At 62.9% G+C, this 12,298-nt stretch carries 9 protein-coding genes and 1 tRNA gene; all 10 read right to left on the bottom strand.

Translation table 11 applies throughout. The annotated features are described in order from the left end of the window. Positions 1-99: 99 nt before the first annotated feature. Complete coding sequence (locus B5G03_RS06535; RefSeq protein ID WP_087180934.1) at positions 100-2,904, bottom strand: glycoside hydrolase family 2 TIM barrel-domain containing protein; 2,805 nt, start codon at positions 2,902-2,904, stop codon at positions 100-102. A 52-nt stretch (positions 2,905-2,956) separates the two neighbouring features. Beyond that, positions 2,957-3,802, bottom strand: coding sequence for a carbohydrate ABC transporter permease (locus B5G03_RS06540; RefSeq protein WP_343286892.1), 846 nt, complete (start codon positions 3,800-3,802; stop codon positions 2,957-2,959). Then, positions 3,799-4,695, bottom strand: coding sequence for a carbohydrate ABC transporter permease (locus tag B5G03_RS06545; RefSeq protein WP_087180935.1), 897 nt, complete (start codon positions 4,693-4,695; stop codon positions 3,799-3,801). Before B5G03_RS06545 ends, B5G03_RS06540 begins: the two co-directional genes overlap by 4 nt. Before the next feature lie 82 nt (positions 4,696-4,777). Further along, positions 4,778-6,136 (bottom strand): ABC transporter substrate-binding protein, encoded by a 1,359-nt coding sequence (locus tag B5G03_RS06550; RefSeq protein ID WP_087180936.1) that lies wholly within the window; start codon positions 6,134-6,136, stop codon positions 4,778-4,780. Positions 6,137-6,260: 124 nt separating this feature from the next. Continuing rightward, on the bottom strand, positions 6,261-7,286 hold the full coding sequence (locus B5G03_RS06555) for a helix-turn-helix transcriptional regulator (RefSeq protein WP_087180937.1): 1,026 nt from the start codon (positions 7,284-7,286) through the stop codon (positions 6,261-6,263). A 40-nt stretch (positions 7,287-7,326) separates the two neighbouring features. Then, positions 7,327-9,012 (bottom strand): cache domain-containing sensor histidine kinase, encoded by a 1,686-nt coding sequence (locus B5G03_RS06560; protein ID WP_242962330.1) that lies wholly within the window; start codon positions 9,010-9,012, stop codon positions 7,327-7,329. Positions 9,013-9,173: 161 nt separating this feature from the next. Continuing rightward, complete coding sequence (locus B5G03_RS06565) at positions 9,174-10,436, bottom strand: glycoside hydrolase family 10-like protein (protein WP_087180939.1); 1,263 nt, start codon at positions 10,434-10,436, stop codon at positions 9,174-9,176. 161 nt (positions 10,437-10,597) lie between these two features. Then, positions 10,598-10,674 (bottom strand) — tRNA-Ile (locus B5G03_RS06570). A 73-nt stretch (positions 10,675-10,747) separates the two neighbouring features. Further along, the gene (locus B5G03_RS06575; RefSeq protein ID WP_087180940.1) at positions 10,748-11,362 is read right to left on the bottom strand and encodes a hypothetical protein; all 615 of its coding nucleotides are present in this window, start codon (positions 11,360-11,362) and stop codon (positions 10,748-10,750) included. 37 nt (positions 11,363-11,399) lie between these two features. Continuing rightward, on the bottom strand, positions 11,400-12,281 hold the full coding sequence (locus tag B5G03_RS06580; RefSeq protein ID WP_087180941.1) for an ROK family protein: 882 nt from the start codon (positions 12,279-12,281) through the stop codon (positions 11,400-11,402). Positions 12,282-12,298: the final 17 nt, after the last annotated feature.

Consider the following 12,298-nt stretch of genomic DNA (forward strand, 5'->3'; position numbering starts at 1 on the left):
ATAATCCAAAACCCACCGGCTTACAAGCAGGCAGAAAAAAGCAGCCTTCCCCGCTCCGTTTCCGAAGTCAAAGAAGGCTGCTCGTCACTTGGATTCAGCTCATCCGAGCCGGACCGCGAATTCCAGCTGATAGTCCCGCTCGGCGCTCAGCCGGTAGGCGGGCTCCACATCCGCGCCCCAGCTGTCGATGCCGCCCACGCCGCGCACCGCGCCCATCACCGTGACCACGGTGCGGCCGGTGGCCGGAAGCTGCTCCCGATGGTCGGCGTTCTGCAGCTCCTGAGCGGTATAGGGCAGCGCGCTGAAGGCGAAGGGCTCGCTTTCCATGCACACCTCCAGCCGGGCGGCATTGGCCTGACCGGCGGCCCGCCGCTCCAGGGTGAACCGGTGGGTGTCCATGTGTACGCCGCAGTCCTGGGGCACCAGATAATCCGGGATGTGGGGGCTCTCGGTATGGCGGCCGAAGACCCCGCCCTTCTTCCGGTCCGGGTAGGTCTCGCCGGAAAGGCCGGTCCAGCCCACGGCGGACGCGGGCTCGGGCAGAACCAGCCGCACGCCGAACACCGGCAGCTCCGGCAGGCCGGGCGCACCGGTGAACTCCGCCTTCACCCGCAGGGTACCGGCGGCATCCACCGTGTAAACCAGCTCCACCTTCGCGTCGGGCACGGCGGCAAAGGCGAAGGTATAGGCGATCTCCACCTTGCGGGGGCCTTTTTCCCGCACGGTCCAGCCGGTGCAGCGGGCAAAGGCGTCCGCCGCCATCCAGGCCGCGCTCTTTGCCGCAAAGCCGTTGCCGATGTCGTTTTCGGTGGAAGCCCGCCACAGCGCGGGCCGGGGGGCCCGGTAGAGCCACTGGACCCCCTTGGAGACCAGCGACACCGGCCCCGCTTCGGTGAAGGAGAAGAGCACCTCAAAGTCCTTGCCCTGCACGCCCAGGTTCACGTCGCCCTGAATGACGGTCAGGTCCGGCGCGGCTTCGGCCCGGCCGGCCCGCTCCTGTTTCTCCGCGGCCAGCTGGCGGGCGGACTGCTCTGCCGCCCGCCGGTTTTGCTCGTCATGGGCAGCGCGCTGCTCCGGGGTGGAATACCAGTAGCGCACCTCCTGCATGGCGGGCTTTTCGCTGCCGTCCGCAAACACGATGCCGTTGGCGCTGAAATTGTAGTCGGTGGGGCGCTCGCCGAAGTCGCCGCCGTAGCCCAGCACCCGGCGGCCCAGGCTGTCGGTGCGCCAGAGGGCCTGGTCCATATAGTCCCAGATGAAGCCGCCCTGATACTGGTCGAACTCCTCGCCCAGGCGGATGTAGCTTTCCATGCCACCCAGACTGTTGCCCATGTCGTGCATGTACTCGCACAGCAGGAAGGGCTTTGCCGGTTTTGCCTCCAGATATTCCCGAATGGCCTCGGGGGTGGCGTACATGCGGCTTTCCACGTCGCTGATGCGGTCGAATTCCCGGTTGTGGAACACGCCTTCGTAATGCACCAGACGGCTGGGATCGTTTTCGTGGAAAAACTCACTCATGGCCAGGATGTCCTCGCCTGCGTAGGATTCGTTGCCGCAGGACCAGAACAGGATGGCGGTGTGGTTTTTGTCCCGCTCGAACATGGAGCGGGCCCGGTCCACCACGCATTCCTTCCACTGGGGCAGGCTACCGGGCACGTTCCAGCTGGGCTCCACCGCGCCCATCTTCTGCCAGGAGCCGTGGCTCTCCAGGTTGGTCTCGTCGATCATGTAGATGCCGTTTTCGTCGCACAGGTCGTACCAGCGGCTCTGGTCCGGGTAATGGCAGGTGCGCACCGCGTTGATGTTGGCCCGGCGGAAGGTGGCCATGGCCCGGTCCATATCCTCGTCGGTGATGGCGCGGCCCCGCTCGGCGCTCCACTCGTGGCGGTTCACGCCGTTAAACATCACCCGCTTGCCGTTCAAAAGCAGCAGGCCATTTTTCAGTTCAAAGCGGCGGAAGCCGGTGGAATAGGGCACCAGCTCCACCACCCGGCCCGCGGCATTTTTCACGGTGAACAGCACCGAATACAGCGCCGGATGCTCGTGGTCCCAGGCCTGCACGCCGGGCAGGCGGATGGCCGTGGCCCCGCTGGGGTCCACCGGACCCTCGAACAGCACCCGGCCCGCCGGGTCGGATACCCGGCATTCCACCGCCGCGCCCTCGCTCTCGCCGGAAAGACGCAGCCGGGGGGCCAGGGTGCCGGTGGTGTTGTCCTCGGCAAGGCCCGCCCGCAGCCACAGGTCCTCCACATGGATCTCCGGCTTTGCATACAGGTACACCGGCCGGAAGATGCCGCTGAATCGGAAGAAGTCCTGGTCCTCCAGCCAGCCCGCGCTGCTGCGTTTGTGCACCTCTACACAGAGCAGGTTGTCCTTCGGGCGGATGGCTTCGGTCAGATCAAAGTGGGCGGGGGTGAAGGAGTCCTCGCTGTAGCCGATGAACCTGCCGTTCAGCCACAGGTAGAACGCCTGCTCCACCCCTTCCAGGCAGATGCAGACCCGCTTGCCCGCCAGCGCCGGGTCCAGGTCGAACCGGCGCACATAGCTGCTCACCGGCGCGTCGTTCCAGTCGATCTGGGGCGGACGCAGGCCGCTGCGGCCGTCCCAGGGATACATGGTGTTGATGTACTGGATCTGGCCGTAGCCCTGCAGCTCCACATGACCGGGCACCTGGATGCGGCCGAAGGCCGAACGGTCGGCCTCCTCCCGCCAGAAATCCGCGGGCCGGGCGGCGGGATTCGGGCTGTAGGCAAACTGCCATTCCCCGCCAAGGCTCTGGCGCAGGGTCATGGTCTTTTGGGCCAGCTCGGCCTCGGTCTGGTACCAGCGGTGGTCCGAATGAGCGGGCAAGCGCCCCACCGCAAAGACCTCCGGGTCCACGAGCCAATTCAAATCAGGCTGCATCAATGTGTTTCTCTCCTTTTTGAAGGGCGGCGCGCGTTGCGCCGCCTGCCGTTTATTCCTTCACCGCACCGGCGGAAACGCCGGCCAGGATGTAGCGCTGGAAGAATACATAGATCAGAATGGTGGGCAGCATGATCACGATGATGCCCGCCGCCAGGCTCTGCCAGGAGCCCTGCTGCGCGTTGGCGTAGTCCATCAGGAAGGTGGTCAGGGTGCGCAGCTTGTTCTTGGGCATGTACAGGTAAGGAATGTACATGTCGTTGATGATGGTGATGGCCTTGATGATGACCACCGTGGCGGTGGCGGGGGCCAGCAGCGGGAAGATGATGCGGCCGAACAGGCCGAAGTAGCTGCAGCCGTCCAGCAGGGCGCTCTCGTCCAGCGAGGGCGACAGCGTGGAGATGAACTGCCGGTAGATGTACAGCTGCATCAGGTCCGCCGCGATGTAGATCACGATGGGCGCGCCCAGGGTATTGTACAGGCCCAGGCTGTTGATGATCTTGAAGCGGGCGATCTCGGTGACGAAGGTGGGCACCAGCATGCCCACGAAGAACATGCCCACGATCAGCTTTTTGCCCCGGAACTGGAACCGCTCGATGATGAAGGCGGTCACGGTGCCCAGCATCACGTTGAACAGGATTCTCACCACCAGGATGATCAGGGTGTTCTTGAAGCCGATGAGCAGGTATTTGTTGCCGAATACCTCGGCGTAGTTTTCCAGCGTGGCGCTGGAAAGGGGCAGGGTCAGGGGCGAGGTGTTCACCATGTCCGCCTTGGTCTTCAGCGAGGCGAAGAGGGTGAGCAGGATGGGAGTGACCACGATCACCACCATGCCGATGCAGATCAGCTGCTTGACGATCTGGGCGATGAACGCCCGCTGTTTCATGGAGCTTTTCATCTGTTTTTGCCCTCCTTCAAAATCAGACCGTGGATGATCTTGTTCTGGACCAGATAGATCACGATGATCATGGCCATGATGGCCACCGCCATGGTGGAGGCCATGCCGAAGTCCGCGAACTCAAAGGCCGTGTTGATGGTGTACAGCGTGAAGGTGCTGGACGCATAGCCCGGTCCGCCCGCGGTCATCACGAAGGGGATGTCGAAGACCTGCAGCGCGCCGCGGATGTTGTCGAACAGAACGAAGTCCACCATCAGCATGATGGAGGGGATCTGGATGTAGCGGAACATCTGCCAGGTGTTGGCGCCGTCGATCACCGCCGCCTCCTGCACGTCCCGGGAGACGGATTGCAGTGCCGCCATAAACAGGATAACATGATAGCCCGAGAAGCGCCAGAGAGAAACGAAGGCCAGCACGAAGTTCACGATCTCCGGGTCGGACAGCCAGCTGCGCTTGAGCATGCCCAGCCGCAGAGCCTCCAGAATGCCGTCGAAGGCGCCGTTCACCGGCGAGAAGAAGTAGGAAAACGCGTAGGCGATGGCCACGCCGTTGATGATGTAGGGCAGAAAGACCATGGTCTTGTAAAAGCCCGCGGCCCGCAGCCGGGAGGTCAGCAGCACCGCGAAGGCCAGCTCCACCGGGATCATGAGCAGATGCACGAAGAAGTACACCGCGTTGTTGCCCAGCGACTGCCACAAATCCTTGTTGTGCAGCATTTCCTTATAGTTTTCCAGGGCGATAAAATTGCTCGTGGGGGAATAGCCGTCCCAGTCGGTAAAGCTCATGCGGATCAAATCCAGCGCCGGGACCATCACAAAGCCCGCCAGCAGCAGCACCGGAACGATCAGCGCCACAATGATGAACACCCGGCGCTGTTGATTCAACGATCTCATCCTTCACACACTCCCATTTTTCCGGATAAAAAAGGGGCCGCTCGAAAGCGGCCCCGCGAATCGGTTCGGCAGCCTTGCCGGATCACTGGATGCCCAGCTTTGCCCGGGCAGCCGTCCACTTGCTGTCCAGCTCGGCCAGCGCGGCGTCCAGATCGAAGCCCTCGGTGAACATCTGCGCGCCCAGCTTCTTGTAGTCGAAGGTGGTCTCGTTCTGCAGAGCGGTGAAGTTGTCGCCGCCGCCGTCGTACATCACCATCTCGGCATCCGGCTGCAGAGCGTCGGCCTCAGCCAGAACGGGGTGCTTCTCCTTGGGGAAGTTCTCCATGGAGGAGGCGCTGGAAACGTACTCGATGTAGCCGGGGTACCAGTCCTCGCTGTAGAACCACTCCACAAAGGTCTTGGCCAGCTCGGGGTTCTTGCTGTGGGTGGTCACGCCCATGAAGCTGTCGCCCTGGACCACGCAGCGGAAGGGCTCTTCGGCGGTCTCACGCACCGGCAGGTAGAAGGTGCCCAGCTCGTCGATGCTCTCGGCACCGGCTTCGATGTTCTGCAGGCCCCAGTCGCCCAGAGCGATGATGGCAGCCTTCTTCTGAGCGAACAGAGAGGTGGCCTGATCGTTGCCCAGACCCAGGGGGTCCTTGCCGAATACGCCGGAGGTGAACAGGTCGTAGACCCGGTGATAAGCGATGTTGATGTCGGTGCCCTCAGAGAAGGGGGTGTCGGTGGCGGCCATGTCGTTCCAGTTCTGGCCGTTGCCGTTCACCAGAGCGGGCATGAACTCCATGTAGGGGTAGTCGGGCCACTCATCCTTGGCGCCCAGCGCGATGGCCATGAAGTCCGGGTCCTTGGCGCCGTAGTACTCCTGCAGCGTCTTGGAAACGGTCTTCAGCTCTTCCCAGGTGGTGGGCACTTCCACGCCCGCCTCCTTGAACATATCCTTCCAGTAGTACACGTACTCGTAACCGGCGGTCATGGGAACGCCCAGAACCTTGCCGTCGATGGCGTAGCCCTCGGCCAGGGTGTTGTTCTTGGCGGCCTCCAGGTCGGACAGGTCCAGCAGGTAATCCTTGAAGCGGGACAGGGTGAAGGGCTTGTTGAACATCACGTCGGGCAGCTGGTTGGCGGAGGCGCGCATCTTCATGGCGTTCCAGTACTCGCTGTCGTCCTTGATCTTCTCCACCTCGATCTCGGCATTGGGGTAGCGTTCCTGGAACTTGCCCACCATGTCGTTGTCGTCGATGTACTGCATCAGGTTGTTGTCCCAGATGGCGAACACCAGCTCGCCGCTCAGCTCCTCGTTCACGGCCGCGGTGCTCTCGCCGCTGCCCGAAGCCGTGCTTGCGGTGCTTCCAGAAGCCGTGCCGGCCGCGCCGCCGCAGCCTGCCAGAGATCCGGCCAGCAGCACTGCTGCCAGAACCGCACTGATTATCTTGTTCTTCATGTGATTTTCCTCCGTTTTTATGTTGTGGCCGGCCGCTGTCTGGCCTGCCCGTTTCCATGGTTCCATTATACGGCCCGCACCCGTGTTCTTTCCATGAAGACAAGTTGGAGTTCTTGCGGTTTTGTTAGGTGTTTTCCCCCTTCATCCGGTAGTCTTTGGGCGAAATGCCCAAGTTCTTTTTGAATGTGTGGGTAAAATGCTCAATACTGTTGTATCCCGCCCGGTCGCTGATCTCATAAATCTTCAGGTCGGTGCCGCTGAGCAGCTGCTGGGCATAGCGAAGCCGCAGCTGGTTCAGATAGGCCACAAAGGTGCAGCCGCACCGCTTGGTGAACTGGGCGCTGAAATATTTCTCGTTGAAGCCCACCTGGTCCGCCACCATCTTCAGGGTCAAAGAGTGGTCGGTGAAGTTGTCCTCCATGAAGCGCCGGGCCCGGGCGATGGGGTCGGCCTGCCAGCGCTTTTTGCCGCTGCCTTCCCGCTCCTGGCGCAGCACGTTGCGCAGCCAGAGGCTCCGCTCACCCTCGCTGGCCAGCGCCTGCACCGCCTGCCGCCTGCCCGCGGACCCGGTGCCGGGCAGACCGCACTCCCGCTGTTTGTACGCCAGCCAGGCCAGCAGCACCAGCACCCGCCGGGTGTGCTCCTCGCCCTGCAGCTGATCCAGCTGGCGGAAGAATTCCGCCTGCTGCCGCTCATACTCCTCCTCGCTGCCGGTGTGCAGCGCCTCCACCAGGCCGTCGCACGCCGGGCCAAGCCGCAGGTAATCCCGGGCCAGAGCCTCGCTGCCGTGCTGGGTACACACCGCCCCCGGCTCATCCAGCGCGGCCAGGCAGAGCAGCGCGCCGCACAGCTCGGCCACATCCCGCAGCCCCTCCCGGTCCACCATATCGCTCATGGCGGCGGAGACGCTCAGGTTCATGTAATCCCGCCAGACCGACTGGATCTGACGCACCACCGAGAGCATGGTGTTGTAGTAGCGGGTCTTGTCCCGCACCTGCCAGAACAGCTCGTACTGGTCCGGGCCCGCCGCCCGGATGCTGGCCCGGCCCGCCACCCGGGGAATCTGGCGGGCAAGCTCCAGCATGGGCTTGTCCAGCTTTTCCCGCAGGTCGCCCCCGAAGCGGGCGGTGCAGGCGGACAGATCATCCACCGAGAAGATGGCCGCGCCGTAGCTGCCGGGCGCAAGGTTCTCACCGCCCTGTGCCTGCTCCGGCCGCGGGCGGCTGCAGCGGGTCGCCGTTCAGCGCCGCTTCCACCGCCGCCGCGTCCATACCGCAGCCGTTGTCGCTCACCTCCAGCCAGAGCTCATCACCCCGGCGGCATGCGCCGATGCAGATTTGGCCCAGCTCCTCCCCCATGCAGGCAAAGCCATGCACGATGGCATTCTCCACAATGGGCTGCAGCGTGAGCCGGGGCACCCGGCATTCCTGGCAATCCGGCTCCACCTCATAGCGCACCTCAAAGCTGTCCGCATAGCGGATGCGCATGATGTAGAGGTAGCTGTCCAGCAGGTCCAGCTCCTGGCGCACGGTGTAGAAGCTGGTGCTGCTGCGGAAGGAGCAGGCCACGATGTTGCCCAGCGCCTGGGCCATCTTCCGGATGCCGTCAAAGCCGGACATCTGGGCCATAAATCGAATGGAATTCAGGGTATTCACCACAAAGTGGGGATTGATCTGGCTTTGCAGGGCGTGCATCTCGGCCTGGTGCTTGCGCTTTTGGGCCTCCTCGTTGATGGCCAGCATGTTGCTCAGGCTGAGCACCATCTGGTTGAAGGAGCCGATCAGCCGCCGGATCTCCTGATGGCCCGCCGGCTGCAGCTGTACGGTCAGATCATTGGCCGCCACCCGGTCCATGCCGTCGGCCAGAGCCTGCACCGGCATCACGATGGAATCCAGAAAATAGCGGGAGAACACATAGAACAGGCTCAGCAGTCCGAACACCACCAGGAACAGCGCCAGCCCCACCCCCAGCACCCGCTGGGTCACGCTGGCCTGCTCCACAAAGGTGACGATGCGCCAGCCGGTGTAGGGCAGCGTGCTCACGATGAACAGATGATTTCTTTCGCCCTCGCCCTCCTCCAGGGCGGCCCGCCGGTTGAAGGTGCCCTCCTTCAGGCCGGGACCGTTGGCGTTAAACCAGGCGGCCAGCTGTTCGTCGCCCATGTCGCCGAAGAGCAGTCTGCCGTTTTCATCCAGCAGCAGGGTGGTGCCCATATCCCCCGCCGAACGGGCGCTTTGCAGGATCTCGCTCACCTGGGAGGTGGTGAAGTAGGCCACCAGTTCGATGTTTCCGCTCCGGCCGGTGATGTAGTCCGGAGTCATGGCGCTCACCAGCATCAGCTGGCGGCCCTTCTGGGTGTTGCCGGTGAGCTGGTGCTTGCTGGTGTCGTAGCCGCCGATGATCACATTGTTGGGCCGCTGCATGGCGGCGGTGTACCAGCCTTCCTTGCGCAGCCACTCGTCCGCCACCGACACGTTCTCCTTCACCGAGACGCCGCCGCCCTCCTTCATGAAGAAGTGACCGCCAATGATGTTCTGGGAAGGGACCATGGCGGTGTTGAAGGCCTGTTCCAGCCGCTGGCTGTAGAGATACTGCTGGCTGCCGGTGCTGTGGTAGACCTGGTCGGCCAGCTCCATGAATTCGCCGTTGTTCACGTACACAAAATGAGACAGCTGCAGCGCGGCGGACTTCATGTCGGTGTACAGGGTAGTGGCCACCGTCTCCTGAAAGGCGGAGATGGTGTTCATCGCCGAGGTCCGCATCAGATGGTTCAGGATCACCGCCGCCACCAGGAACACCACGACCAGCGGGATCACCACCAGCAGGGAAAACATGCGGTAGAACAGTGTTTTCAACGGGTATTGGGAGCCGCTCATTTTCACAAGGAATCTCTCCTTCTGTGGTGAATTTTTACACACTCTGCCCCCTAGTATAGCAGACGGCAACCGGTTTTGAAATCGTAACTTTTGCCGTCCGGCCCGAAAACAAAAAGCAGGAGAGGCCCCAGCGGGGTCTCTCCTGCCCTGTGTTTTTTCTGTTATGCCACCTGATTTTCCGCCCGGATGGCCGCGCACTCGCTGGCGGCCAGGTCTGCCCAGGTGCTGTTGTGGAACAAAAAGTCGTAGCGGTAAAGCACGTAGCCGTCCGCGCCAACTTCCCTGCCAGTGGCGATCATATCCGCCAGATTGCGGCCGCTCTGCCACTGGGTCACCGCGTTGTCGTAGTTGCCGCCGTCCCCGTCGCCGATGCGGTAGGCGCCCAGCCCGAAGTAGAGGGATACCCCCTCGGCCCGCTCCAGCGCGGCCCACTCCTTGGTGATGTTCTCGAAGCCGAACCGAGTCTGCCCGCCGGAGGTGGTGTAGCCGTAGCCCCAGTACAGCTGGGGCAGTATGTAATCCACATAGCCCGGTGTGCTCAGCCAGAGGGCCACATCACTATACTGACCGTTATAATTATTATCCATATTCCCTTGGGGACTGATTCCGAACCGGACCTCCGGCTTCTCCGACTTGATGGCGTCGTACACTGCCTTTACCAGCTGGTTCACGTTGTCCCGCCGCCAGTCCTCCAGGCTCAGGGAGCTGCCGGAGGCGGCGTATTCCGCCTCGTCGAAGGAGGCCTCGGTGGTGGGGTAGAAATAGTCGTCAAAGTGGATGCCGTCCACCTCGTAATTCGTCACGATCTCGGTCACGCCGTCCACGATCAGCTGGCGCACCGTTTCGCTGGAGGGGTCGAAGTACAGCCCCTCCCCCGCCTGCTTGACCAGCTCGGGGCTGGTGACGGCAGGGTTATTTTCCGCCAGCTGGCCGGGCATGCTGGCGCTCAGCTGCACCCGATAGGGGTTCAGCCAGGCCTCCAGCTCCAGGCCCTGGGCGTGGGCGGTCTCGATCAGGATGGCCAGGGGGTCGAAGCCCGGGTCCTGACCCTGGGTTCCGGTGCACAGATGGCTCCAGGGGAAATACTGGCTGGGGTACAGCGCATCCGCGAAGGGGCGCACCTGGGCGATCACGGTGTTCAGGCCCAGGTCCTTGCAGTTGGCCATCATCTCCTCGGCGCCGGCCCGGAAGGCCTCGGCGCTGGAGAAGTCGAACTGCTGCCACTCCAGATAACTCACCCACATGGCCCGGTATTCCCGCCCGGGCTGGGCAGGCTTTTCGGCTTCGTCGCCGGTGTCGTTTGCAATGGGGCTGCCGGTCTGGCTGCCCGCTTGCTGGGATGCGGCAGGCGAACCGCCGCAGGCGGCCAGACTCACCGCCAGGCAGGCGGCGGTGAGCAGGGCGAATATTTTATTCCACATCATGGATCAACTCCTTTTTTGGGGGGCGGGCTGTTTGCGTGGACTGCCCCGCAGACGGGCGGCCCGCGCCCTGTTTCATTCCTATGCGGGGCGATTCGTGCTTATTATAGCACAGCGAGCCCCCGACACGCAAAACGCCCCGCTGCAAAGCAGCGAGGCGCTTGTGGTGGGCCATCCAGGACTTGAACCCGGGACCAATCGGTTATGAGCCGACAGCTCTGACCAGCTGAGCTAATGGCCCTTACGGGCGGCGAACCGCTCGAATATTTTTATTATACCAGAACCGGCCGCGGTTGCAAAGCATTTTTTGCGGTTCAGATCTTGCCGTACACCTTGCACACCAGGCGCAAGCTCAGGTCGCCGAAATGCCCGGCGTTGCGGCGCACCACATCCACGGTGCTCAGAGGGCGGAAGTACTCGCCCTGCCGCTGCACCGCGGCGCGGGTGTATTCCAGATAGCTGCCCTCGTAGATGGTGAAGCGTTCCAGCCGGTGCAGCAGCGACTGCACCTGGATGACCCGCAGCCCCAGGCAGCGGCTGACAAACTCCACACAGGTGAAGGCCCCGGGCAGCGCCAGGTGGAAGCCCACCACGCTGGCCATGGCCCCGTATGTATTGTAGATGGTGCGGCCCGGCTGCGCCCGGCAGACCATGAGCATGTTGCGGGCGGCGTCGAACTGGCGCTGGGTCACCGGCACCCGGCAGACTCTGACCTGGATGTCGCCCTCATCGCACAGACGGCCCGCATCCTCGGCCACAAAACCGCCCGCCAGGGCATTGTGCTTGTTGCGGCGGGCAAAGGAATAGCAGACCGCCAGGTCCGGCCGCAGGCTGATGGACACATGGTTATAGCTGCTTTTGGTCACCGCCCGGATCATCCGGCCCATTCCGGTGTTGGTGTGGGAAAACATCACATACAAATCCGGCAAATTCCTTCGCCTCCTTTTTTGGTTATACCGCGCATTATCAATCCAGCCCGGCCTTCCGGTTTGCCAGGTACCCCGCGCCCATCAGGCCCGCCTGGTTGCCCAGCTGCGCCGGAATCAGGCGGCAGCTCCGGAAGCTGGGCTTCAGCAAAGCCTGAAGCCGTCCGTTCAGCTGCTGCTGGATGTATTCCTGTTTCATCACGCCACCGCCCAGCACCACCGCTTCGGGATCGAAGGCATGAATGAGCGACACCAGACCGTAGCTGATCTCGCTGATCCAGCCGTCCACCTCAGCCCGCACGTCCTGGTTCTCCAGCCGGGCGAAAATGGCGCGGCCGTCGGTAAGCTCCGGGAACCGGGCACTCACCCGTTTCACCAGTGCAGTGGTACTGGCGTAGCGCTCATAGCTGCCCGTACCCTGGCTGGCCGGGTCCACCGCTTCCGGGTGGGTAATAAGGCCGCCGAACTCCCCGGCGCTGCCCAAACCGCCCCGGTAGAGCTGGCCATTCAAAAAGGCCGCTCCGCCAATGCCGGTGCCAAAGGTGAGCATCAGAAAATCCTTCATTCCTCTGGCCGCACCAAAAGCATATTCCCCCACAGCGGCGGCGTTCACGTCGTTTTCCACCGCCGCAGGCAGCTGCAGCTGCTGCTCCAGCAGCTGTTTCGGGTTCATGCCGGTATAACCGGGAATGTTGCAGGCAAACCGGATGCGGCCGGTCTGCAGCTCCACCTCACCGGCGGTGGAAATGCCCACACACTGTACGCCGGGCATTCCGCGCACAAGCCCCGCCACGGTTTCCAGCATTTTCTGCGCTCCGGCGGGTGCATTGGTGGGCGTCTCCTGCAAAGCGCTCAGCTGCCCGTTTTCCAGAACCGCCGTTTTGATATAAGTACCGCCGATGTCCACACACGCTGTTTTCATTGAAAAAGCCTCCATTC

It is taken from the genome of Gemmiger sp. An50 (genome assembly GCF_002161595.1).
Classification (GTDB): domain Bacteria; phylum Bacillota; class Clostridia; order Oscillospirales; family Ruminococcaceae; genus Allofournierella.